Source organism: Pseudomonas sp. AIG (assembly GCF_977020205.1).
In genome coordinates this window covers 1-22826 of the sequence record NZ_CDROCK010000050.1, presented here as the reverse complement: position 1 = coordinate 22826, position 22826 = coordinate 1, and the positions used below count along the sequence as shown (strand labels likewise).

Annotated in this window: 20 protein-coding genes; 7 read left to right on the top strand and 13 right to left on the bottom strand. The window is 60.1% G+C overall.

Going from position 1 to position 22826, the window contains the following annotated elements; all coding sequences use genetic code 11:
- The first annotated feature begins 53 nt into the window (after positions 1–53).
- The 3 genes from ACWR1S_RS24225 to ACWR1S_RS24215 all read left to right on the top strand — a co-directional run bounded on the left by ACWR1S_RS24225 (position 54) and on the right by ACWR1S_RS24215 (position 3558).
- Positions 54–983 carry a LysR family transcriptional regulator gene (locus ACWR1S_RS24225; RefSeq protein WP_454565258.1) on the top strand — a complete coding sequence of 310 codons (930 nt, stop codon included), beginning with the start codon at positions 54–56 and terminating at the stop codon, positions 981–983.
- Between the two features lie 317 nt (positions 984–1300).
- On the top strand, positions 1301–2035 hold the full coding sequence (locus ACWR1S_RS24220; protein ID WP_454565257.1) for an ArsR/SmtB family transcription factor: 735 nt from the start codon (positions 1301–1303) through the stop codon (positions 2033–2035).
- A gap of 140 nt (positions 2036–2175) precedes the next feature.
- A complete protein-coding gene (locus ACWR1S_RS24215) occupies positions 2176–3558 on the top strand; it encodes an MFS transporter (RefSeq protein WP_454565256.1) in 1383 nt (460 codons plus the stop codon).
- 118 nt (positions 3559–3676) lie between these two features.
- Here ACWR1S_RS24215 and ACWR1S_RS24210 read toward each other — a convergent pair whose 3' ends face one another.
- From ACWR1S_RS24210 to ACWR1S_RS24200, 3 genes are all read right to left on the bottom strand, one after another.
- Positions 3677–4630 (bottom strand): adenosine deaminase, encoded by a 954-nt coding sequence (locus ACWR1S_RS24210; RefSeq protein WP_008082147.1) that lies wholly within the window; start codon positions 4628–4630, stop codon positions 3677–3679.
- A gap of 80 nt (positions 4631–4710) precedes the next feature.
- On the bottom strand, positions 4711–5676 hold the full coding sequence (locus ACWR1S_RS24205) for a 2-oxoglutarate and iron-dependent oxygenase domain-containing protein (RefSeq protein WP_454565255.1): 966 nt from the start codon (positions 5674–5676) through the stop codon (positions 4711–4713).
- Between the two features lie 148 nt (positions 5677–5824).
- Complete coding sequence (locus ACWR1S_RS24200) at positions 5825–6898, bottom strand: BMP family ABC transporter substrate-binding protein (protein ID WP_454565254.1); 1074 nt, start codon at positions 6896–6898, stop codon at positions 5825–5827.
- A 288-nt stretch (positions 6899–7186) separates the two neighbouring features.
- On the opposite strand from ACWR1S_RS24200, the gene ACWR1S_RS24195 reads away from it, so the two are divergent.
- Positions 7187–8278: a calcium:proton antiporter gene (locus ACWR1S_RS24195; protein ID WP_064387750.1), complete on the top strand. Its 1092-nt coding sequence runs from the start codon at positions 7187–7189 to the stop codon at positions 8276–8278.
- 127 nt (positions 8279–8405) lie between these two features.
- On the opposite strand, the gene ACWR1S_RS24190 is transcribed toward ACWR1S_RS24195, so the two are convergent.
- The 3 genes from ACWR1S_RS24190 to ACWR1S_RS24180 all read right to left on the bottom strand — a co-directional run bounded on the left by ACWR1S_RS24190 (position 8406) and on the right by ACWR1S_RS24180 (position 11075).
- Positions 8406–9764 carry an 8-oxoguanine deaminase gene (locus ACWR1S_RS24190; protein WP_454565253.1) on the bottom strand — a complete coding sequence of 453 codons (1359 nt, stop codon included), beginning with the start codon at positions 9762–9764 and terminating at the stop codon, positions 8406–8408.
- A gap of 251 nt (positions 9765–10015) precedes the next feature.
- On the bottom strand, positions 10016–10702 hold the full coding sequence (locus tag ACWR1S_RS24185) for an SDR family oxidoreductase (RefSeq protein WP_454565277.1): 687 nt from the start codon (positions 10700–10702) through the stop codon (positions 10016–10018).
- Between the two features lie 22 nt (positions 10703–10724).
- Complete coding sequence (locus ACWR1S_RS24180) at positions 10725–11075, bottom strand: MerR family transcriptional regulator (RefSeq protein ID WP_454565252.1); 351 nt, start codon at positions 11073–11075, stop codon at positions 10725–10727.
- 83 nt (positions 11076–11158) lie between these two features.
- Between ACWR1S_RS24180 and ACWR1S_RS24175 the strand changes: the two genes are divergently transcribed.
- Positions 11159–11656: a hypothetical protein gene (locus tag ACWR1S_RS24175; RefSeq protein ID WP_454565251.1), complete on the top strand. Its 498-nt coding sequence runs from the start codon at positions 11159–11161 to the stop codon at positions 11654–11656.
- Here ACWR1S_RS24175 and ACWR1S_RS24170 read toward each other — a convergent pair.
- The 7 genes from ACWR1S_RS24170 to ACWR1S_RS24140 form a co-directional block, all read right to left on the bottom strand.
- Positions 11653–12579 (bottom strand): ABC transporter permease, encoded by a 927-nt coding sequence (locus tag ACWR1S_RS24170; RefSeq protein ID WP_064118442.1) that lies wholly within the window; start codon positions 12577–12579, stop codon positions 11653–11655. The genes ACWR1S_RS24175 and ACWR1S_RS24170 overlap by 4 nt on opposite strands.
- Positions 12579–13685 (bottom strand): ABC transporter permease, encoded by a 1107-nt coding sequence (locus ACWR1S_RS24165; protein ID WP_454565250.1) that lies wholly within the window; start codon positions 13683–13685, stop codon positions 12579–12581. The genes ACWR1S_RS24170 and ACWR1S_RS24165 overlap by 1 nt, the downstream gene beginning before the upstream one ends.
- Positions 13686–13698: 13 nt before the next feature.
- Positions 13699–15246 carry an ABC transporter ATP-binding protein gene (locus ACWR1S_RS24160; protein ID WP_454565249.1) on the bottom strand — a complete coding sequence of 516 codons (1548 nt, stop codon included), beginning with the start codon at positions 15244–15246 and terminating at the stop codon, positions 13699–13701.
- Positions 15247–15850: 604 nt separating this feature from the next.
- A complete protein-coding gene (locus ACWR1S_RS24155) occupies positions 15851–16432 on the bottom strand; it encodes an IMPACT family protein (RefSeq protein WP_454565248.1) in 582 nt (193 codons plus the stop codon).
- Between the two features lie 7 nt (positions 16433–16439).
- Positions 16440–17090, bottom strand: a complete 651-nt coding sequence (locus ACWR1S_RS24150) for a TetR/AcrR family transcriptional regulator (RefSeq protein ID WP_077570884.1) — start codon at positions 17088–17090, stop codon at positions 16440–16442.
- Positions 17091–17178: 88 nt separating this feature from the next.
- On the bottom strand, positions 17179–18567 hold the full coding sequence (locus tag ACWR1S_RS24145; RefSeq protein WP_454565247.1) for a uracil-xanthine permease family protein: 1389 nt from the start codon (positions 18565–18567) through the stop codon (positions 17179–17181).
- Positions 18568–18698: 131 nt separating this feature from the next.
- The gene (locus ACWR1S_RS24140) at positions 18699–19619 is read right to left on the bottom strand and encodes a LysR family transcriptional regulator (RefSeq protein WP_053116962.1); all 921 of its coding nucleotides are present in this window, start codon (positions 19617–19619) and stop codon (positions 18699–18701) included.
- Positions 19620–19757: 138 nt separating this feature from the next.
- Between ACWR1S_RS24140 and ACWR1S_RS24135 the strand changes: the two genes are divergently transcribed.
- Both ACWR1S_RS24135 and ACWR1S_RS24130 read left to right on the top strand, forming a co-directional pair.
- A complete protein-coding gene (locus ACWR1S_RS24135; protein WP_150652463.1) occupies positions 19758–21107 on the top strand; it encodes an aspartate aminotransferase family protein in 1350 nt (449 codons plus the stop codon).
- Between the two features lie 76 nt (positions 21108–21183).
- Entirely contained in the window at positions 21184–22677 is a 1494-nt protein-coding gene (locus ACWR1S_RS24130; protein WP_454565246.1) for a CoA-acylating methylmalonate-semialdehyde dehydrogenase, read from the top strand.
- Positions 22678–22826: the final 149 nt, after the last annotated feature.

Sequence of the window (22826 nt, the reverse complement as noted above, 5' to 3'; positions counted from 1 at the left end):
ACCGGCTAAAAGAGCAGTCTCTTTCAATATTTTTTTGATAATCGAGGCTGAGCATGTTGCGTTTTGACGACTTGCAGTTGTTTGTCCGGGCAGCGGACCTGGGCAGTCTGTCGGCGGCCGCGCGGGTGATGGACATGTCTGCAGCCGTCGCCAGTGCGGCGTTGAAGCGGATCGAAAAGCAGCTAGGCGCGCGCTTGCTGGCCCGTTCAACCCGCAGCTTGCGCCTGACGGCCGAGGGCGAAGGCTTCCTTGAATATGCGCGAGCGGCACTGAGCAACCTCGATGAAGGCCGGCGCTTGCTGGCCAGCGGGCAGGATCAGGTCAGCGGGGTCTTGCAGTTGTCGGCACCTTCGGACTTCGGCCGCAATCTGTTGCTGCCATGGCTCGACGAATTCCAGCGCGAACACCCGAAGCTGACGGTGCGCTTGCTACTGGGCGACCGCATCGCCGATCTGTTCCGCCAGCCGGTGGACATCGCCTTGCGCTATGGCGAGCCGGAAGACTCGAGCCTGGTCGCGTTGCCCATCGCCCCGCACAACCGTCGTGTGCTGTGCGCCTCGCCGGCGTATCTGGCCCGGCACGGCGAGCCGCGTCAGCTCGAGCAATTGGCCCAGCACAACTGCCTGCTGTACATGCTTGGCAGCCGGGTTCATGACCATTGGAGTTTTCACGACGGCAAACGTGAAGTCGGCCTGACCGTCAGTGGTGACCGTTTCAGCGATGACGCCGACGTCGTGCGTCTGTGGGCGGTGGCCGGCGCCGGGATTGCTTACAAATCGTGGCTGGACGTAGGCGCCGATGTGCTCGCCGGCAGGCTCAAAGTGCTGCTGCCAGAGCTGCTTTGTGAGCGCGCACCGCTGAATTTGCTGTGCGCCCATCGCGCACAGTTGAGTAAGCCGGTGAACCTTCTGAGGGAAATGCTCGCCAGCCGATGCGCTGATTTGAGTAGTCGATTTCCCGTTTTTTCGGAAGTTGAGCATTAGTCGCAGGTAAATAGAGAAATTTCTGTCAGGAACAATCACCACCTGCGCAGGCCCCGGCGCGGGACGCGCGGGCTAACCCGCTTATACTAGCGCCCGCCTCATGCCAGCACCGACACCCCGGCCCGGAGACCCTCGCACCGCGTCGCCAGTATTCGAGTGACGGTCGCACAACTGCTGCGGGTTCTGTGCCGGAGCAGGCTGCGTCAGTGGCCTGCCTTGCCCCGGTTCATGGCGATTTTCGCGTCTTGGCCGATGACTCATTACCGGCCAAGATGTCTCCGAGCAGTAGACGATACGATTCAACAGGGAGTGAACACATGGAACATGCACCTTGCATCAGCCAGATCGCCACGTTGCTGGCCGACCCCAAGCGCAGCGCGATGATGTGGGCGTTGATGGATGGCTCGGCCCGGCAAACCGAGGAGCTTGCGCTACTGGCAGGGCTGTCGCCGTCGTCGGCCAGCGCGCATCTGGCGCGGCTTTCCACGGGTGGTCTGTTGAAGGTCGAAGTCCGTGGTCGCAAACGCTTTTTCCGTCTCTCGGCACCGGAGGTCGGGACCGCGATAGAAGCGCTGGCCAGCGCTACCATCGCCAGTGCGCCAAGGGAAATTCCCGAGGTATTCAAACGCACCACGCCCATGGCTAAACCGCAAACCGCACCGTCCTCGTTGTTGCGTGCGCGTTTTTGCGATGACCACCTGGGCGGTACGCTGGCGGCGGATCTTTATCAGCGGCTGCTCGATGCCGGCTGGATCGAGCAGCTTGAACAACGTGTCGTGGTGACCCACAAGGGTGCGAAATTATTGGCCGGGCGCGGCGTGTTCATTCAGGCGCTGGCCCATCGCAACGTACAAGTGGCGTGCGCTTGCCCGGACTGGAGCGAACGTCGTCCGCACATGGGCGGCTCACTCGGCGCGGCGTTGCTGCAGTTGTTCATGCAGTCCGGTTGGCTGACGCTGCCCAACGACTCCCGGGCCTTGCAATTGACGGCCACCGGCCAACGGGAATTGCACCGCTTCGCCAGAGAAACCGAGCTGGAAATGGCGTTGTAGAGCACTGCGCATTCGACGCCCGAAACTGCGCCAGCACTTCTGGCGTCGTCCACGGCTGCGAACAGGTCGCAACCAGCACGAACGCCGTGTCGCTATCGCGCACACTCGATCCGGGGACATTCTGGATGGGGGAAAGCGGCATGGACACTCACGGCTACAGCGCGGCAGAACGTTTGGAACGACTGCCCATCAGCGGTTATCACCGGATCATTTTCATCATCATTGCCCTGGCGTTTTTCTTCGACTCCATGGACCTGGCGATGATGACGTTCCTGCTCGGCTCGATCAAAGCCGAGTTCGGTCTGAGCAGTGCGCAAGCGGGGCTGCTCGCCAGTTCGAGTTTCTTCGGCATGGTGCTGGGGGCGTCGCTGTCCGGCATGCTCGCCGATCGCTTCGGGCGCAAACCGGTGTTTCAGGGGAGCATCGTCTTGTGGGGCGTGGCCAGTTATCTGTGCTCGACGGCGCAAACGGTCGAGACGCTGACGCTGTTCCGCATTTTGCTGGGTATTGGCATGGGCATGGAGTTTCCGATCGCCCAGTCGATGCTGTCCGAGCTGATTCCGGCCCAGCGACGCGGGCGTTACATCGCGTTGATGGATGGCTTCTGGCCGCTCGGTTTCGTGGCGGCCGGCGTACTGTCTTACTTTCTGCTGCCGCTGATTGGCTGGCGCGACATCTTTCTGGTGTTGGCCGTGCCGGCAGTATTTGTTCTGGCGGTCCGCTTTTTCATTCCCGAGTCACCGCGCTGGCTGGAACAGGCCGGGCGCAATGACGCTGCGGACAAGGTTTTGAACGGCATCGAGGCGCGGGTGCGCACCTCGCTGGGCGGCGCGGCGCTGCCGGAACCGATTCGTTTGCCGCGCACGGTGACGCCGCCGGGCAACTTCTTTGCGGCGCTCAAGCAGATCTGGTCGCCGCAATATCGCCAGCGCACGACGATGCTCTGGAGTCTGTGGTTTTTTGCGCTGCTTGGCTTTTATGGGCTGACGTCGTGGCTGAGCGCGTTGCTGCAACAATCTGGATTCGCCGTGACCCAGTCGGTGTATTACACGGTGCTGATTTCGCTGGGCGGGATTCCCGGGTTTCTGATGGCGGCGTGGCTGGTCGAGCGCTGGGGACGTAAACCGGTGTGCATCGTCACGTTGCTCGGCGGCGGGGTGATGGCGTTTCTCTATGGGCAAAGTGCAGTATTTGGCGGCAACGTGGCGCTATTGATCAGCACCGGATTGTTGATGCAGTTTTTCCTGTTCGGCATGTGGGCGGTGCTCTACACCTACACGCCGGAGTTGTATCCGACGTCGGCGCGGGCGACCGGTTCGGGGTTTGCCTCGGCGATTGGCCGCGTGGGTTCGCTGCTCGGGCCATTGGTGACCGGGCTGGTGTTCCCGATTACCGGGCAGGGCGGGGTGTTTGCGCTGGGCGCGGCGTGCTTTGCGATTGCGGCGGGGGTGGTGTGGCTGTTCGGGATGGAGACGCGGGGTAAAACTCTGGAGGAGCTGACTGAAACCCAATCCATCGGCTAACACCTATCCAATGTAGGAGTGAGCCTGCTCGCGATTGCGTTCTGTCAGCTAACACATCTGTGGCTGACACTCCGCTATCGCGAGCAGGCTCGCTCCCACATGGGTACTTCGGTGTTGCTTATGGCTTTACCAGACGCGCATCCAGGCTGTTCTGCGCCAGGCGCTTGGCCTGATCCTGGGTCATGCCCAAATGTTCATGCAGCGCGTAGAAGTTCTCGGTCACGTAACCACCGAAGTACGCCGGGTCATCCGAGTTCACCGTGACCTTCACGCCACGCTCGAGCATGTCGAGAATGTTGTGCTGCGACATGTGATCGAACACGCAGAGCTTGGTGTTCGACAGCGGGCACACGGTTAGCGGGATCTGCTCGTCGATGATCCGCTGCATCAGGCGCTCATCTTCGATGGCGCGCACGCCATGGTCGATGCGCTGGATTTTCAGCAGGTCGATGGCTTCCCAGATGTACTCCGGCGGGCCTTCTTCGCCAGCGTGGGCAACGGTCAGGAAGCCTTCGTGACGGGCACGATCAAACACACGCTGGAACTTGCTCGGCGGGTGACCCATCTCGGAACTGTCGAGACCGACCGCGACAAACGCGTCACGGAATGGTAGCGCCTGATCGAGGGTTTTCTCGGCTTCTTCTTCGCTGAGGTGGCGCAGGAAGCTGAGGATCAAACCGCTGGTGATACCCAGTTGCTGCTCGCCATCCTTCAATGCCGCCGCGATGCCGTTGAGCACTACTTCGAACGGAATGCCGCGGTCGGTGTGGGTCTGCGGGTCGAAGAACGGTTCGGTGTGAATCACGTTCTGCGCTTTGCAGCGCAGCAGGTAGGCCCAGGTCAGGTCGTAGAAATCCTGCGAGGTGCGCAGCACATCGGCGCCCTGGTAATACAGGTCGAGGAATTCCTGCAGGTTGTTGAAGGCGTAAGCCTTGCGCAGGGTTTCCACGTCGTTCCACGGCAGGGCGATCTTGTTGCGCTCGGCTAGGGCGAACAGCAGCTCGGGCTCCAGCGAGCCTTCCAGGTGCAGGTGCAGTTCAGCCTTGGGCAAGGCGTTGAGCCAGTCGTACATATTCTTTTCTCATCAGGTGCAATGACGGCATTCTACAGATGCTCGCCGAAACAATTGGCAAAACCTGACCAAGCGATCCATCAAACGGCTTCCTGCTCACGGCGATAGGCGTAGGTATCGGCGAAGCGCGACAGCAGGAATTCGGCGCAGGTGGTCGTCGGATATTTCGCTGGGTGTTGTGCGTCCTGACAACCGGGCAGGCATTCGATGCGCGTGTCCGGGTGTGGCTCGGCGAAGAACGGCATCGAGTAACGATCCACCCCGAGCGGGCTGATCACCCGGTGCGGGGTCGAGCGATAACGGTCGTTGCTCCAGCGCGCCATCATGTCGCCGAGGTTGACCACGAAAGTGCCGTCGATCGGTGGCGCGTCGATCCATTCGCCTTTGACGTTCTTCACTTGCAGACCGCCGGCGCTGTCCTGATAGAGCAGGGTGATGCAGCCGTAATCGGTATGCGCGCCGGCGCCTTGCTGCTCGGCGGAGCTGGCGGTGTGGCGCGGTGGGTAATGGATCATGCGCAGCACGCTGACGGGGTCGTTGAAACGGCTGTCGAAGAAATCGCGTTCGATGTTCAGCGCGAGGGTCATCGCCCGCAACAAGGTTAGCGCGAGGGCCTGCATGTCGAGGTAGTGCTGCTCCATCAACTCGGCCCATCCGGTTTGCGCTGGATGCCGGTTCGGCCCGCGCAACGGTTTTTCGGCGAGCACGTCGGGATGGTTGGCCGGCAGGTGCAGGCCCATGTCGAAGGTTTCTTTGAGGTCGCTGGGCTTGCTCGGGTCGAGTTGCTCGGTGGCGATGGCGCCATAACCGCGATGGTGACGGGTCTGGGTGATGTCGATCTTGAGTTTTTCGGCGGTGGGCAGGGCGAAGAAACGTTGGGTCTGATTGAGGACCTCGTCGATACGCTGCGCGGAAATCGGGTGACCCTTGATGTAGAAGAAACCCCATTCGCGGCATGCCAGATCGATCTGCTCGGCCACCGCAGGCCAGGCGTTTTCGTCGTCGGAATAGAGCGGGCTGATGTCGATGATCGGAAGCTGATCCATACACAATCCTTGAAAAGTACGGGAGATCGTTCCCACGCTCCGCGTGGGAATGCCTCAATGGACGCTCTGCGTCCGCTTCTGGCAGGGACGCGGAGCGTCCCGGGCGGCATTCCCACGCAGAGCGTGGGAACGATCGGGGTCAGGGGGATTACTTCGGCATCTCGGCCTTCATGCCTTCCACGTAATAGTTCATCGACGCCAGTTCCGCATTGGTCGCACTCACGCCCGCCGGGATTTTTTCGACGCCGGCCTGATCCTTGATCGGCCCGGTAAACGGCTGCAACGCGCCGCTCTTGATGTCGGCGATGATCTGCTCGGCCTCGGCTTTCACCGGCGCCGGCACCAGGTCGCTGATCGGCAGTTCAACTGTGCCTTCCTTCAGCCCGCCCCAGTAATCCTGAGGTTTCCATGTGTGGTCGATCACGCTTTGCGTCGCCTGAATATAGTGCGGCGCCCAGTCGTTGACGATCGAAGTCAGCACCGCTTTCGGCCCGAAGTGCGCCATGTCCGAGGCGTAACCCACCGCATACACGCCACGGCGTTCAGCCGCCTGAATCGGCGCCGGGCTGTCGGTGTGCTGGAACACCACGTCGACGCCCTGATCGATCAGCGCGTTGGCGGCATCGGCTTCCTTGCCCGGATCGAACCACGAGTTGACCCACACCACTTTGATCTCGGTGCCGGGGTTGTATTTGTTCAGGGCCAGTTGAATCGCGTTGATGTCACGGATCACTTCGGGGATCGGAAACGAGGCGACATAGCCGATCTTCTTGGTCTTGGTCATCTTCGCCGCGAGGAAACCGCCGACGTAGCGACCCTCGTAAGTGCGCGCCAGATAGGTGCCGAGGTTCTTGTCTTGCTTGTAGCCGGTGGCGTGTTCGAAGGTCACCTTGGGAAATTGCTTGGCGACCTTCAGTGTCGGGTTCATGTAGCCGAAGGAGGTGGTGAAAATCAGGTCGTAGTTGTCCTTGGCCATGTTGCGAATCACCCGCTCGGCGTCGGCGCCTTCAGCAACGTTCTCGACGTAGTTGGTGGTGATCTGCGTACCTAGTTTTTCTGCGAGTGCCTTGCGCCCCTGCTCATGCTGATACGTCCAGCCGTGGTCACCGATCGGGCCGATGTAGACGAAACCGACCTTCAGCGGATCGGCAGCGCTGGCGCTCAGACTGATCCCGAAACCGAGGGCGGCGCACAGCAGTTTGTGCAGCGGACGTATTTGCATGAATTGGAGCTCCATTTTGTTGTGTGTGGTCAGGGCCAATGCAAATTGCTGACCAACAGGACAACAAACTCATTCGAAACCGCGGTGCGGCCTTCGCGAGCAAGCTCGCTCCCACAGGTGGACGCATTCCCATGTGGGAGCGAGCTTGCTCGCGAAGGGGCCGGCAAGGCCGATAAAAGTGCATCAGGCAAAAGTCCCGCCATCGCTTGGTGCGCTAAGGTGTAACGAAACGTTAGCGCCGCCCCGCAGTCAGTAGCTCATTCGCACTCTTCGGCAAAAAGGCCCGCCATGTTCACAATCCTCAAGCAAGAAAGCTTTCTGCTCCTGGCCGTCATCGCCGCGTGCGTCGCCTATCCGCTCGAACACTGGATGCTGCACAGCGGCCAGATCGTCGCGCTGACTGCCGGCCTGGTGCTGATCGCTTTCATCGTCGCCGCCTCGATGCGCGTCGCCCATCACGCCGAATTGCTCGCCGAAAAGGTTGGCGACCCTTACGGCACGATGATCCTTACGCTCGCGGCCGTGCTGGTCGAAGTGGTGATCCTTGCGATCATGATGAGCAACGAAGCGTCGCCCACGTTGGTGCGCGACACGATCTATTCGGCCGTGATGCTCGACATCAACGGCATCCTCGGCCTCGCCGCGCTGATGGGCGGGATCAAGCACGGCGAGCAGTCGTACAACGACGATTCGGCGCGCAGCTACAGTGTGATGATCCTCACCGCCATGGGCGTGTCGATGGTGGTGCCGGAGTTTATTCCCGAGGCCAACTGGAAGATTTATTCAGCGTTCACCATCGGTGCAATGGTGGTGCTTTACGCGCTGTTTCTGCGCATGCAGGTCGGCCCGCACAGTTATTTTTTCAGCTACAGCTACCCGGACAAACGCCGCAAGAAAGAACCGCAGGACGCGCAGGCGAAAGCGCCGAGCATCGGCCTGTCGATCGGCATTCTGGTGTTTGGCATTGTGGTGATCGGCGCATTGGCAGAGGTGATGTCGAAGACCCTCGATCTGGGCCTGGAAGGCACGGGTGCACCGCCGGTGATCACGGCGATTCTGGTGGCGGCGATCTCGGCGGCGCCGGAGATTTTGACGGCGTTGCGTGCGGCGTTGGCCAACCGTATGCAGTCGGTGGTGAACATTGCGATGGGTGCGTCACTGTCGACGGTGATCTTGACGGTGCCAGTGATGGAGGCGATGGCGCTGTACACCGGCCAACCGTTTCAGATGGCGATGACGCCGGTGCAGACGGTGATGATTTTCCTGACGTTGATCGTTAGTGCGATCAACCTCAATGACGGCGAGACCAATGCCATCGAAGGCATGACTCACTTCGTGCTGTTCGCGACGTTCATCATGTTGTCCCTGCTCGGTCTCTGATGATTGATCGTTCCCACGCTCCGCGTGGGAACGCCGCCATGGACGCTCTGCGTCCGCTGCTGGGACGCGGAGCGTCCCGAGATGCGTTCCCACGCAGAGCGTGGGAACGATCATATGGGGAGGGGGATCAGGTACCGGCGATCAGTTGGCGAGCCGCCTGGCTGTGATCGGCGATCAGGCCTTTCAAGTCGAGCCCTTCAACCTGGCCATCCACCACACGCCACTTGCCACCAATCATCACCCGATCCGCACGATCCGCGCCGCACAACAGCAGCGCCGAAATCGGATCGTGGCTGCCCGAGAAACGCAGTTCATCGAGCTTGAACAACGCCAGGTCCGCCTGCTTGCCCACCGCAATCTCACCAATGTCGGTACGGCCCAGCAAGCTCGCCGAGCCCTTGGTCGCCCAGCCCAGCACGCGCTCCGGGGTGATCTTCTCGGCGCCGTAACGCAGACGCTGGATGTACAGCGCCTGACGCGCTTCGAGAATCATGTTCGAGGCATCGTTGGACGCCGAACCATCCACGCCCAGACCAAACAACGCTCCGGCATCGGTCAGATCGATACTCGGGCAGATGCCAGAGGCCAGACGCATGTTCGAACTCGGGCAATGGCAGATGCCGGTCCCCGCTTCGCCGAGACGAGCGATTTCATCCGGGTTGAAATGAATGCCGTGCGCCAGCCAGGTGCGCGGGCCGAGCCAGCCGACGCTGTCGAGATAATCGACGGTGCGCAGGCCGAAACGCTGCAGGCAGAAATCTTCTTCGTCGAGGGTTTCGGCCAGATGCGTGTGCAGGCGCACGTCGAGCTTGTTCGCCAGATCAGCACTCGCGGACATGATTTCCGGGGTCACCGAGAACGGCGAGCACGGTGCCAGGGCGATCTGGATCTGCGCGCCATCGCCGCGCTCGTGGTACTCGTGAATCAGGCGCTGACTGTCATCGAGAATCACCTGACCTTCCTGCACGGTCTGCTGCGGCGGCAGACCGCCGTCCTTCTCGCCGAGACTCATCGAACCGCGGGTGAGCATGGCGCGCATGCCCAGTTCGCGAACGGTTTCGACTTGCACGTCGATGGCGTTTTCCAGGCCGTCCGGGAACAGGTAGTGATGGTCAGCCGCGGTGGTGCAACCCGACAGCAGCAGCTCGGCCAAGGCAACTTTGGTCGCGAGCGCGAGTTTCTCAGGTGTCAGACGCGCCCACACCGGGTACAGGGTTTTCAGCCACGGGAACAACGGCTGATTGACTACCGGCGCCCAGGCACGAGTCAGGGTTTGATAGAAGTGGTGGTGGGTGTTGATCAGGCCCGGCAGGATCACATGCTCGCGGGCATCGAACACTGCATTGCACGGCGCCGACGGCTGCTGGCCAGCGGCAAGCACTTCGACGATGACACCGTCTTGCACGACAAGACCGCCACGGGCATCGAGCGCGTTGGAGGTGAAAATGGCGAGGGGGTTTTTTAACCAGGTACGGGTCGCGGGCATGTTGCCGGCTCCTCTGAAAATGGGTTCAGGGTTGCCAGCTCAGTGATGCCCTGTCTGCTGATCCAGGGTCGCCGCGGGGACGAGGTGCGCAGTTTCAAACAAATTGCCACATCGGGCAAGCCCAACCCGACAGGACAACACCGTCCCTTGTAGGAGTGAGCCTGCTCGCGATAGCGGTCGGTCAGGTAAAAATGTTTCGACTGACACACCGCTATCGCGAGCAGGCTCACTCCTACAGGGGATTTGTGTACTTACCAGGGAATCGTTTCACCCTTGTAGTTGATGAAGTGATGCCCGCCCTTGCCGGTGTAAGCATTCACTTGATCAACCAGCCCACGGGTGCTGGTTTCAACGTCAAGGTCAGCCCCTTCGCCGCCCATGTCGGTCTTCACCCAGCCCGGATGCAGCGACAACACCGTCATCTTCTGCTCACCCAATTGCGTGACAAAACTGTTGGTCATCGAGTTCAGCGCTGCTTTACTCGCTTTGTACAACGCCAACTCCGGCGCATCCGGCACGGTCACACTGCCCAGCCCGGAACTCATGAACGCCAATACGCCGCTGCCGTCACGAATCTGCCCGACAAAGCGCTGTGCCAGATTGATCGGCGCCACCGCGTTGGTGAAAAACAGCTGACCGACTTCAGCCAGAGTCGCGCCGCCCGGGGTCTGATCCGTCGGACCTTTGACCCCGGCGTTGACGAACAGCAGGTCAAACGTTTCGCCCTTGAGCTGTTGGCTCAGAGCGATGACCGCTTGCTGGTCATCCATGTCGAGCTTTTCGATTCGCACCTTGCCCAGCGCTTGCAGCGCCTCGGCGTTTTGCGGATTGCGCACGGTGGCGGTGACTTGCCAGCCGTCGGCCAGCAGGGTTTTCACCAGACCGAGGCCAAGGCCCCGGGAGGCGCCGATGATCAGTGCGTTTTTTGCAGACATGATGGGCTTCCTTGATGAATGAGGATCATGGATTCAATGGACAGGCCTGACCGAGCCGAAGTTGCAACTCCTGTCGCAGCGCGTCGAGTTCGCGCATGCGGGTTTCGATCAGTTGCAGTTTGTCGCGCAGCAACTGCGCCACGGCGTTGTCCGGGTCTGGCGCATTCCACAATGCGGCAACGCTGTCGCCGATCTCGCCGAGGGTAAATCCCAGGCGCTGCGCGGTTTTGATGTAGAGCACCAGTTGCAGCATTTCCGGCGGATAGTCGCGATAACCGTTGGCACTGCGTTGCGCCGCAATTAGCCCGCGTTGCTCATAGAAACGCAGGGTGTCACGGCTGACGGCGCTGGCCTGGGCTAATTCACCGATGCGCATGCTGGCTCTCAAAAGAGGTATTGACCCTGGAGCATACTCCAGGCTTTACCGTGCTTGCTCCCTGAATTTCTGGAGCAAGGACGATGTGGACTTCAACGCAGTATCGCAACGTGGTGCGCGGCAGTGCCTGGTATGACTTGATCGTCACGGCAGCGTTTGCCACGCCTTGGAGTTTTGCCGCTTTGCATGGTTTTTTGACCGCGCTGAGTTTACCCGGCGAACTGCCGGCGTTTCAGCCTGTGCATCTGTTGATGGCGAATTTGTTGGGTTCGGTGGTGTGCGTGTGGGCGGTGCTGCGGATTCGTGATCCGCAGGCGCTTTATGGTCGGTATGACGCGGTGGCCAGATTTTTGTTTGCGGCTTGGCAGGGGTATGCCTTGCTGCATGGCGCCAGTTCGATTCTGGTTGTTTTCCTGGTTTTTGAACTGGCGTGGGGCGTTGCTCAGGTGTTGCCTGTGAGTAAGTCTTCGCGAGCAGGCTCGCTCCCACAGGGGATGGGTGTCACCTCACACCCCTGGGTCGGGCACGGAAAATGTGGGAGCGAGCCTGCTCGCGAAGAGGCCCGCCCAAACAATAACTAATGCCCCGCTTGCCAAGGCTGCCCCAACGAAACCGGTGCATACAATCTTGTACGCAACGCATCCCGCGACAACAACACCAACACCACAATCGTCGCCACATACGGCAGCATCGCCAGCAAACTCGACGGAATCGCCAGCCCCAACCCCTGAGCCACCAAATGCAGAATGCTGGCGAGCCCAAACAAATAAGCCCCAAGCAACAACCGCCACACCCGCCAACTGGCAAACACCACCAGCGCCAGCGCAATCCAGCCACGCCCGGCGGTCATGTTTTCCGCCCACATCGGCGTGTACGCCAACGACAGATAAGCCCCGGCCAACCCGGCCATCGCCCCGCCAAACAGCACCGCCAACGTACGCACGGTCAACACTGGTAAGCCCATCGCACTGGCCGCATCCGGGTTCTCGCCGACCGCCTGAATGATCAACCCGACACGACTTTTGATGATCACCCACGCCACCAGCGCAAACAGCGCGAACGACAGATACACCAGCAAATCCTGCGCGAATAACATCCGCCCGATCAGCGGAATCTCACTCAGGTAAGGAATCGCCAACGGCTCAAAACCGGCCAGCGGTTTACCCACCCAAGCCGCACCGACAAACGTCGACAGCCCGACACCAAAAATCGTCAGGGCCAACCCGGTCGCCACCTGATTGGCATTGAACACCAGCGCCACCAAGGCAAACAGCGATGACAGCAACATCCCGGCCAGCATCGCCAGCAGCACGCCCAACCACAGGTTGCCGCTGTTCAGCGCGACGATAAAACCGATCACCGCGCCAAACAGCATCATTCCTTCCTGCCCAAGATTGAGCACACCGCTCTTCTCGCAGATCAGCTCACCCAGCGCCACCAGCAACAGCGGCGTGCCGCAACGCACCATGGCGTAGAAAATATTGCTCAACAGATCGATATCCATCACAGCGCTCCGGCAGTTACGGCGGTGGTCGAGGTGCGCTTCACCCAGCGCAGGTTCAGGCGTGGCCGATAGAGGATCAGCACGTCACAGGCGAGCAGGAAAAACAGCATCATTCCCTGGAACAACTGGGTGATCGCCTGCGGCAGATTCATCGTCATTTGTGCGCTCTCGCCGCCGATGTACAGCAGCGCCATCAACAGACTTGAAAACAGAATCCCGATCGGATTCAGACGCCCAAGAAACGCCACGGTAATCGCTGCATAGCCATACCCCGGCGACACCTGCGGCACCAATTGGCCAATCGGCCCGGTGACTTCGCAGACACCGGCAAGCCCGGCCAAACCGCCGCTGATCAACAGCGCCAACCAGATCAAACGCTTCTCGCGAAAGCCGACAAACCCCGCCGCACGCTTGTCCAGCCCAAGCACTTTGATCTGGAAACCGACGAAGCTTTTCTGCAAAAACACCCACACCGCGACCAGCGCGAGCAGGGCGAAATACACCCCGGCGTGCACGCGGCCATCTTCCATCAACAGCGGTAAACGACTGGCGTCGCCGAACATCGCCGATTCGGGAAAGTTGAACCCGGCGGGATCCTTCAGCGGACCATGCACACAGAACAACAGCAGGTTCAGGGCGATGTAGTTGAGCATGATGCTGGTAAGGATTTCGTTGGCATTGAAGCGCGTGCGCAGCCACGCGGTGAGTCCGGCCCACGCGGCGCCGGCGAGGGTGCCGGTGAGCAGAATCAACACCAGCGCCCAACGGCTTTGCAGGTCGATGATATTCACCGCCAGGGCACTGCCGGCGAGCGCGCCGAGGAGCAATTGCCCTTCAGCGCCGATGTTCCAGATTCGCGCCTGATACGCCACTGCCAGGCCCAGCGCGCAAAGCAGAATCGGCAGTGCCTTGACCAGCAATTCAGAGACGCCATACAAATCGCTGACCGGTGAAATCAGGAGCGTGTGCAAGGTTTGTAGCGGGTCGTGACCGAGGGCGATAAACAGCAGCGAGCCGCAGCCGAGCGTCAGCGCCGCCGCCAATAACGGCGAGCACCACAGCATCAAACGCGATTGCTGGCCACGGGGTTCGAGGGAAAGCAGCATGTGGAAAACTCCGTTAAACCGTGGCGGCGGAAGGTGGGTTGTCGAACTGGCCGGCCATCCAGCCACCGACGTCGCTGAGTTGCGTATCGGTGGTGTTGTGCAGCGCCGACAGGCGTCCGCCACACAAGGCGCCGAGGCGGTCGCTGATCTGGAACAGTTCGTCGAGGTCTTCGGAAATCACCAGAATCGCCGCGCCGGCATCGCGCAACGCGATCAACGCACGGTGGATGGTCGCGGCGGCGCCGACGTCGACACCCCAGGTCGGGTGCGCAGCGATCAGCAGTTTCGGTTGCTGGAGGATCTCCCGGCCGAGGATGAATTTCTGCAGGTTACCGCCGGACAAACTACGCGCGGCGGTTTGCGTGCCCGGGGTTTTCACGCCGAAGCGCTGAATGATCTGTTGGGCAAGGGCTTCGACTTTGCCGCGGTCGATCAAACCATGGCTGACCAAGCCTTGTTGGAAAGCAGTCAGCAGCGCGTTGTCCGACAGACTCAGTTCCGGCACCGCGCCATGACCGAGACGCTCAGCGGGCACGAACGCCAAGCCCAATTTGCGTCGCGCGTCCGGGCGTAAATCGGCGACGTGTTGCTCAGCGAATCGAATGGTTGCAGCTTCCGCCCGAGGCAAGGTTTGTTCGCCACTGAGTAAGGCGAGCAACTCGTCCTGGCCATTGCCGGCAACTCCGGCGATGCCGACGATTTCACCGCTGCGCACCTGTACATCGATGTCAGTCAGCGAGCAACCAAACGGATCCGGGTTGTGCCAGCTCAAACCCTTCACCTGCAAAAACGCGGCGCCGCCGCTGACTTTCGGATAATCGCCAATCAATGCCGCCGCTTCGCCGACCATCAACTGCGCCAACTGCTGATCCGAACATTCAGCCGGCCGGCAATGACCGGCGACTCGCCCGCCGCGCAGAACTGTCGCGCTGTGACACAACGCCCGAACCTCGCCGAGTTTGTGGCTGATAAACAGAATGCTGCAACCCTCGGCGGCGAGACGGCGCAGGGTGATGAACAATTCATCGGCCTCCTGCGGCGTCAGTACCGAAGTTGGCTCATCGAGGATCAGCAGACGAATGTCCTGCATCAGGCAGCGAATGATTTCCACCCGTTGTCGCTCGCCGATCGACAGGCTGTGGACAAGTCGCTCTGGCTCCAGCGCCATGCCGTAGCGGCACGACACTTCGCGAATTTTTGGCTCCAGTTGTTTCGGTGTGCCGGCCGCAGCGCCCATCGCCAGCGCAATGTTCTGCGCCACGCTGAGGGTTTCGAACAGGGAGAAATGCTGGAACACCATGCCGATGCCCAACTGCCGCGCCTGTGCCGGGTTGCGGATATTGACCCGTTGCCCCTGCCAGAGCATCTCGCCCGAATCGGCCTGGGTGACGCCGTAGATGATCTTCATCAGTGTGCTTTTGCCCGCGCCGTTCTCTCCGAGCAGGGCATGGATTTCCCCCGGCGCGATGCTCAGGTCAATGGTGTCATTGGCCAGACAGCCGGGGTAGCGTTTGCTGATATGGCGCAATTGCAGGCGCGGGAGGGGAGGAGCGATTGGCATGACAGGCTCGACTGGCTTGGAGTTGTGCCTGTGGATAAAGCAATTTCCTGGCCATTGAGTCAGGAACCCGAGCGGGCTGCGGTTGCGGGTGCCTGGCCCAGAGCATCCCGCCGCAAATCGAGCGCGGGCACAGCACCAATTCAGCGCAAAGCCGTTGATCGGGCTCCAGTTTTGCCCGTTAGCAACTGATCAAAAAACGAGCAAACCGGTGGGAGCTAGGCAGATCCTGCGACTGCGGCGGTCATGAACGGGTTATCCACAGGTTGCTCCACAGTTATTGTGTGCAAGCCAGATAGCCGGGCATAAGCACTGTGATGCTTTCTTCTAAAGGTGATAAACGAAGCTAACTGATTGTTTCTGTTTGAAATTTACATTTCGTCGGGTGAATTGAACGAAAAGTGAACAAACCGCGCAAAGCCACGTGACAGAAGGGTTACAGCGTTATGTGCTCAGGTTATCCACAGTCGGGTGCACAGCAGATGTGGGCAACTCCTTGGAATAAGGAAATTCGGTTTCGCCCCAAAAGATCGCAGCCTTCGGCAGCGCCTACATTTGAAATGCATTCCCCTGTAAGAGCTGCGGAACGCTGCGATCTTTTGATCTTTTATCGTTGAAGCAAAATCCGCCCACGGCTCAAATCGGCTAGTTGAGTTTGCAAGACATCGATTTGCGCTTCGCCCACCGCCAGCTGCAATTCGACGCCGTTAGCGGTGAAGTTTTCCTCCATAACCAATCCACCCAGATCGGCCACCCGTAACTTCACCAACGCCAACTCGGCAAATCCGCAAGCGCAACTCAACGGCACCCGGCTGATCAATTCAACCTTCGCCGCCGTCTGCAAACACTTGTTCGCCCCACCGCCATACGCCCGGGCCAAACCGCCGGTGCCGAGTTGAATGCCGCCGTACCAACGGATCACCAATACGGCGACCTGATCGCAATCCTGCGCCTCAATCGCCGCCAGAATCGGCCGACCCGCCGTGCCGCCCGGTTCGCCATCGTCATTGCTGCGGTATTGATCGCCGAGCTTCCACGCCCAGCAATTGTGCGAGGCATTGAAGTCGCTGTGCTGTTCTAAAAACGCCTGCGCCTCGGCAGGGCTGCCGATTGGCGTGGCGAAGGTGATAAAGCGGCTTTTGCGAATCTCTTCGCGGTACTCGCAAAAACCGCTGAGGGTGAAAGGCATAAGCGTCTTATAGAGAAGGAGTGAGGCCGCAGCCTTTGAGAATGATGCGGATCAGGTTGTTGCCGGCGTCTTCCATGTCTTGCTTGGTCAGCTTGCTGCGACCGCTGACGCGACAGATCTGCGTGGCGAAATCGGCGTAATGCTGAGTGCTGCCCCACAGCAGGAAGATCAAGTGCACCGGGTCTACCGGGTCCATTTTGCCCGCATCGATCCACGCCTGAAACACTGCCGCGCGGCCAGTGAACCAGGCGCGATAATCCTGATTGAAATATTCGCTGAGGCATTCGCCGCCGCTGATCACTTCCATCGCAAAGATCCGCGAGGCCTGTGGCTGGCGACGGGAGAATTCCATCTTGGCGCGGATGTAACGGGTCAGCGCTTCGGCCGGATCGTCTTCGGCGGTGAGGGTGTTGAAGGTGCTGTCCCACAACTCGATGATGTTGCTCAGCACCGCCACGTACAACCCAAGCTTGTTGGTGAAGTAGTAATGCAGGTTCGCCTTGGGCAACCCGGCATTCTGCGCGATGGTGTTCATGCTGGTGCCTTTGTACCCGTGACGGGCGAACTCGTCTTCGGCGGCTTTGAGGATGGTCTCTTCGTTTTTCTGACGAATGCGGCTGGCGGGTTTGCCGCCATGGGCTGGGACTTCAAAGGTCATAGGCACTTCCGGGTTTGTCTGTGGGTGCAACCAGTTGCGTTGATAGCGCACCCACAGGCATCCGACAAGTCTTTGCGCGATAAAACCGTTATGCCTGTTCGATCTTGTTCAGCGATGCGTGCGCTTCAGCGGCCTCGGTTTTCGACTCCGGCAGCAGCAGGCACAGGACGATTGCGGTCAGGCCGCCGCTGGTGATCGCCGAATCGAACAGGTTCTGCACCAGTTTCGGCAACAAGTGCAGCAGGTTCGGCTGCGCGGCAATGCCCAGGCCGACGCCGAACGAAGTGGCGATGATCAACATGCTGCGCCGATCCAGTGGTGACTGCGCGAGGATGCGCACGCCGGCAGCGGCCACCGCACCGAACATCACCAGGGTCGCGCCACCGAGTACCGGTTTCGGAATCTGTTGCAGCACCGCGCCAATCATCGGGAACAGGCCGAGGCAAAACAGGATCGCGCCGATGTACAGGCCGACGTAGCGGCTGGCGACGCCGGTCAACTGGATCACACCGTTGTTCTGCGCAAATGTGGTGTTGGGGAAAGCGCTGAAGGTCGCGGCGATCATGCAGCTCACGCCATCACCGAGCACGCCACCGCGCAGGCGGCTTATATAAGAAGGGCCGCTGATCGGTTGACGAGCGAGCATGCAGTTGGCGGTGAGGTCACCGACAGTTTCGATGGTGCTGATCAGATAAATCAGCGCGACCGGCAGGAAAGCCGTCCAGTCGAAGCTGAAGCCAAACTTGAACGGCGTAGGAAAACTCACCAGCGGCAAGTCGGGCAGCGGCTGCGGCACCAGTTTCCCACTGAACCATGCGGCCAGACTGCCCAGCACCAGTCCGATGATGATCGCCGACAAACGTACCCACGGTGTATTCGAGCGGTTGAGCAAAATGATCGTCAGCAGCACGAACACGCCCAACGCCAGATTGCCTGGCGCACCGAAGTCCGGCGCATTGAAACCGCCACCCAGATCAGTAATGCCGACTTTGATCAGGCTGATGCCGATCAGGGTGATAACGATCCCGGTCACCAGCGGCGTGACCACGCGACGCAGTTGACCGATGAAACGGCTGAGGACGATCTGCACGATCGCGCCGAAAAAACACACACCAAAGATCATCGCCAGAATGTCTTCCGGGCTGCCGCCGCGTTGCTTGACCAGAAATCCGGCCGACAGCACCGCACCGAGAAAGGCGAAACTGGTGCCTTGCAAACAGATCATCCCCGCGCCGATGCCGAACGGCCGTCGGGCCTGAATGAAGGTGCCGACACCGGAAACCATCAGTGCCATGCTGATCAGATAGGGCAGATGCGCAGTCAGCCCGAGTGCCGAGCCGATCACCAGCGGCGGGGTGATGATGCCGACGAAACTGGCGAGCACGTGTTGTAGTGCCGCGAGTGTCGCGGCGAGTGGTTTGGGGCGGTCGTTGAGGCCGTAGATCAGGTCGCTGGACGGTGCGGAATCTGGCTGCATGGCTTAGGGCTTCTTATCAAAGGAACGAAGTAATTCCCCCTCTGCAAAAACCTGTCCACTTGCTCAGCTTTATCGGCAAATAACCCGCAAATGTAGGAGCTGCCGCAGGCTGCGATCTTTTGATCTTGCCTTCAACGCGTCGCCGCCAAACTCTCCAGAAAGCTCTCCAGCACCAAATGAGGGCGCCGCCCCTTGCGCGTGACCGATGCCAGACTCAAGTCGTAAAACCGCGTTCCTGCTTTTAAAGCACGCAAGCGACCTTGCTGCACCCAGAGACTGGCGTAGTGATCCGGCAGATATCCAATGTAACGCCCGGTCAAAATCAGAAACGCCATGCCCTCACGGTCCGAGGCACTGGCGGTGCAATTGAGCGCCTGGTAATGCGCCTGAATATCCGCCGGCAGACGAAACGTCGGCGCAATCGCGTCCTGACTGTTCAGGCGTTCGTCATCCAGTTGCTTGTCATCGACATAAAACAACGGATGGCCCACCGCGCAATAAAGCAGCGAACGCTCGCTGTACAGCGGCTGATATTCCAGTCCCGACAACGCACTGGCCTGCGGCACCACGCCGACATGCAGACGCCCATCGAGCACGCCTTGCTCGACTTCATTCGGCGCAATCATGCGGATCTGGATCTGCACATCCGGCCCGCGTTCCTTCAACTGAGCGAGGGCGTGGGTGATGCGCATGTGGGGCAGGGTGACGAGGTTGTCGGTCAGGCCGATGATCAGCTCACCGCGCAAATGCTGGTGCAGACCGTTGACCTCAGTGCGAAAACTTTCCAGCGCACTTAACAGTTGTAGCGCCGACTGATACACCTCGCGACCTTCTTCGGTCAGCGAAAACCCTGCGCGACCGCGTTGACACAAACGCAAACCGAGACGCTGCTCCAGATCGCTCATCTGTTGACTGATCGCCGAGCGACCGATGCCGAGCACGGTTTCCGCTGCCGAGAAGCCACCGCACTCCACCACGCTGCGAAAAATCCGCAGCAGGCGAATATCAAAGTCACTGACCTGGGCCAGCGGATCGGGGCGACGGCTGCTCATCTTATTGTTCTCATTGTTTAGCAAAGTTCTAACTGAAGGTTAGAAGAGTTGAATTTCACCGACTTTATCGCCGTGGCAATTTAGCTGCAACAACGCTTTTTATCTCCCTGACGCTTATGCCCTGCGAGGTTTTGCCCGATGAACATGCCTGAAAACGCTCAGTCGCCACTGGCCAGCCAACTGAAGCTGGACGCGCACTGGATGCCGTACACCGCCAACCGTAACTTCCAGCGCGACCCGCGTCTGATCGTTGGCGCCGAAGGCAGCTGGCTGATCGACGACAAGGGCCGCCGGGTATACGACTCGCTGTCCGGTCTGTGGACCTGCGGCGCTGGCCACACCCGCAAGGAAATTCAGGAAGCGGTCTCCAAACAGTTGGGCACCCTCGATTACTCGCCGGGCTTCCAGTACGGCCACCCGCTGTCTTTCCAACTGGCCGAGAAAATCACCGAGCTGACCCCGGGCAACCTCAATCACGTGTTCTTCACTGACTCGGGTTCCGAGTGCGCCGACACCGCGGTGAAAATGGTGCGTGCCTACTGGCGCCTGAAAGGTCAGGCGACCAAAACCAAAATGATCGGCCGTGCCCGTGGTTACCACGGCGTGAACATCGCCGGCACTAGCCTCGGCGGCGTCAACGGCAACCGCAAGCTGTTCGGTCAGGCGATGATGGACGTCGATCACCTGCCGCACACGCTGCTGGCGAGCAATGCGTTCTCCCGTGGCATGCCGGAGCAGGGCGGTATCGCTTTGGCCGATGAACTGCTGAAGCTGATCGAATTGCACGATGCTTCGAACATTGCCGCCGTATTCGTTGAGCCTATGGCCGGTTCCGCTGGCGTACTGGTGCCGCCGCAGGGTTACCTGAAGCGTCTGCGCGAGATCTGCGATCAGCACAGCATCCTGCTGGTGTTCGACGAAGTGATCACCGGTTTCGGCCGTACCGGCAACATGTTCGGCGCCGACACCTTTGGCGTCACCCCGGACCTGATGTGCATCGCCAAGCAAGTCACCAACGGCGCGATCCCGATGGGTGCGGTGATTGCCAGTTCCGAGATTTACCAGACCTTCATGAATCAGCCGACTCCGGAATACGCCGTGGAATTCCCGCACGGTTACACCTACTCGGCACACCCGGTGGCGTGCGCCGCTGGCCTGGCAGCACTCGACCTGCTGCAAAAAGAGAATCTGGTGCAGAGCGTCGCGGAAGTCGCGCCGCATTTCGAGAACGCACTGCACGGGCTGAAGGGTTCGAAGAACGTTATCGACATCCGTAACTTCGGCCTGGCCGGCGCCATTCAGATTGCCCCGCGTGACGGTGACGCCATCGTGCGTCCGTTCGAAGCGGGCATGGCCCTGTGGAAAGCCGGGTTCTATGTACGCTTCGGCGGCGACACCCTGCAGTTCGGCCCAACCTTCAACAGCAAGCCGCAAGACCTCGATCGTCTGTTCGACGCGGTCGGCGAAGTGCTGAACAAGCTCGACTGATTTTTCCTTCTATATAGCTATGCAAATAGCAGGCGCCTCTTGCGGGCGTCTGCGCACAAGAATTCAGGAGTTTTCGATGAGCGTTATCCCGCATTTGATCAATGGCGAACTGGTGACCGAGAACGGTCGCGCAGTTGATGTGTTCAACCCGTCCACCGGTCAGGCTATCCACAAGCTGCCACTGGCCAGCCAGGCAACCATCCAGAAAGCCATCGATGCCGCCAAGGCTGCGTTCCCGGCCTGGCGCAACACGCCACCGGCCAAACGTGCGCAGGTGATGTTCCGCTTCAAGCAACTGCTGGAGCAGAACGAAGCACGCATCTCGCAACTGATCAGCGAAGAGCACGGCAAGACTCTGGAAGACGCTGCCGGTGAACTGAAGCGCGGCATCGAGAACGTCGAGTTCGCCTGCGCGGCCCCGGAAATCCTCAAGGGCGAGTACAGCCGCAACGTCGGCCCGAACATCGACGCATGGTCGGACTTCCAGCCGCTGGGCATCGTTGCCGGGATCACCCCGTTCAACTTCCCGGCCATGGTGCCGCTGTGGATGTACCCGTTGGCGATCGTCTGCGGCAACTGCTTCATCCTCAAACCGTCCGAGCGCGATCCAAGCTCGACACTGCTGATTGCTCAACTGTTGCTGGAAGCCGGCTTGCCGAAAGGCGTGATGAGCGTGGTGCACGGTGACAAGATAGCGGTGGATGCGCTGATTGAAGCGCCGGAAGTCAAAGCGCTGAGTTTCGTTGGTTCGACGCCGATTGCCGAGTACATCTACGCCGAAGGCACCAAGCGCGGCAAACGCGTTCAGGCACTGGGTGGCGCGAAGAACCACGCAGTGCTGATGCCGGATGCTGATCTGGATAACGCGGTCAGCGCACTGATGGGCGCGGCCTACGGTTCGTGCGGTGAGCGCTGCATGGCGATCTCGGTTGCCGTGTGTGTTGGCGACCAGGTGGCGGATGCGCTGGTGGCGAAACTGGTTCCACAGATCAAAGCGCTGAAAATCGGTGCCGGCACTTCGTGTGGTCTGGACATGGGTCCACTGGTAACCGGTCAGGCGCGCGACAAGGTCAGCGGTTACGTGGATGACGGCGTGGCAGCGGGGGCGACCCTGGTGGTCGACGGTCGTGGTTTCAGCGTGGCCGGTCACGAAGAAGGCTTCTTCCTCGGTGGCTGCCTGTTCGACAACGTCACCCCGGAGATGCGCATCTATAAAGAAGAGATATTCGGCCCGGTACTGTGCATTGTTCGCGTGAACAGCCTGGAAGAGGCCATGCAACTGATCAACGATCACGAATACGGCAACGGCACCTGCATCTTCACCCGTGACGGTGAAGCGGCGCGTCTGTTCTGCGACGAGATTGAAGTCGGCATGGTTGGCGTCAACGTGCCGCTGCCGGTGCCGGTGGCTTACCACAGCTTTGGTGGCTGGAAGCGTTCGCTGTTCGGCGACCTGCACGCTTACGGTCCAGATGGTGTGCGCTTCTATACCCGTCGCAAGGCAATCACCCAGCGCTGGCCGCAACGTGCGAGCCATGAGGCTTCGCAGTTCGCGTTCCCTAGCTTGTAAGTAGAAGGGCGATGTAACGAAGGCCGACCCCTCGGGGTCGGCCTTCGTGTTTTCGGGGGTTTTTGACCGATGTGACAGAATTATGAAAATAGGTGTTGACGGCAGATTTCAGATGTCTATAATTCGCCCCACTTCCGGCGCAGTCGAAA

Bases quoted from the DNA above. Each gene is read 5' to 3' on its own strand.
- ACWR1S_RS24225 (WP_454565258.1), top strand. From the start codon at position 54: ATGTTGCGTTTTGACGACTTGCAGTTGTTTGTCCGGGCAGCGGACCTG.
- ACWR1S_RS24220 (WP_454565257.1), top strand. From the start codon at position 1,301: ATGGAACATGCACCTTGCATCAGCCAGATCGCCACGTTGCTGGCCGAC.
- ACWR1S_RS24215 (WP_454565256.1), top strand. From the start codon at position 2,176: ATGGACACTCACGGCTACAGCGCGGCAGAACGTTTGGAACGACTGCCC.
- ACWR1S_RS24210 (WP_008082147.1), bottom strand. From the start codon at position 4,630: ATGTACGACTGGCTCAACGCCTTGCCCAAGGCTGAACTGCACCTGCAC.
- ACWR1S_RS24205 (WP_454565255.1), bottom strand. From the start codon at position 5,676: ATGGATCAGCTTCCGATCATCGACATCAGCCCGCTCTATTCCGACGAC.
- ACWR1S_RS24200 (WP_454565254.1), bottom strand. From the start codon at position 6,898: ATGCAAATACGTCCGCTGCACAAACTGCTGTGCGCCGCCCTCGGTTTC.
- ACWR1S_RS24195 (WP_064387750.1), top strand. From the start codon at position 7,187: ATGTTCACAATCCTCAAGCAAGAAAGCTTTCTGCTCCTGGCCGTCATC.
- ACWR1S_RS24190 (WP_454565253.1), bottom strand. From the start codon at position 9,764: ATGCCCGCGACCCGTACCTGGTTAAAAAACCCCCTCGCCATTTTCACC.
- ACWR1S_RS24180 (WP_454565252.1), bottom strand. From the start codon at position 11,075: ATGCGCATCGGTGAATTAGCCCAGGCCAGCGCCGTCAGCCGTGACACC.
- ACWR1S_RS24175 (WP_454565251.1), top strand. From the start codon at position 11,159: ATGTGGACTTCAACGCAGTATCGCAACGTGGTGCGCGGCAGTGCCTGG.
- ACWR1S_RS24170 (WP_064118442.1), bottom strand. From the start codon at position 12,579: ATGGATATCGATCTGTTGAGCAATATTTTCTACGCCATGGTGCGTTGC.
- ACWR1S_RS24165 (WP_454565250.1), bottom strand. From the start codon at position 13,685: ATGCTGCTTTCCCTCGAACCCCGTGGCCAGCAATCGCGTTTGATGCTG.
- ACWR1S_RS24160 (WP_454565249.1), bottom strand. From the start codon at position 15,246: ATGCCAATCGCTCCTCCCCTCCCGCGCCTGCAATTGCGCCATATCAGC.
- ACWR1S_RS24155 (WP_454565248.1), bottom strand. From the start codon at position 16,432: ATGCCTTTCACCCTCAGCGGTTTTTGCGAGTACCGCGAAGAGATTCGC.
- ACWR1S_RS24150 (WP_077570884.1), bottom strand. From the start codon at position 17,090: ATGACCTTTGAAGTCCCAGCCCATGGCGGCAAACCCGCCAGCCGCATT.
- ACWR1S_RS24145 (WP_454565247.1), bottom strand. From the start codon at position 18,567: ATGCAGCCAGATTCCGCACCGTCCAGCGACCTGATCTACGGCCTCAAC.
- ACWR1S_RS24140 (WP_053116962.1), bottom strand. From the start codon at position 19,619: ATGAGCAGCCGTCGCCCCGATCCGCTGGCCCAGGTCAGTGACTTTGAT.
- ACWR1S_RS24135 (WP_150652463.1), top strand. From the start codon at position 19,758: ATGAACATGCCTGAAAACGCTCAGTCGCCACTGGCCAGCCAACTGAAG.
- ACWR1S_RS24130 (WP_454565246.1), top strand. From the start codon at position 21,184: ATGAGCGTTATCCCGCATTTGATCAATGGCGAACTGGTGACCGAGAAC.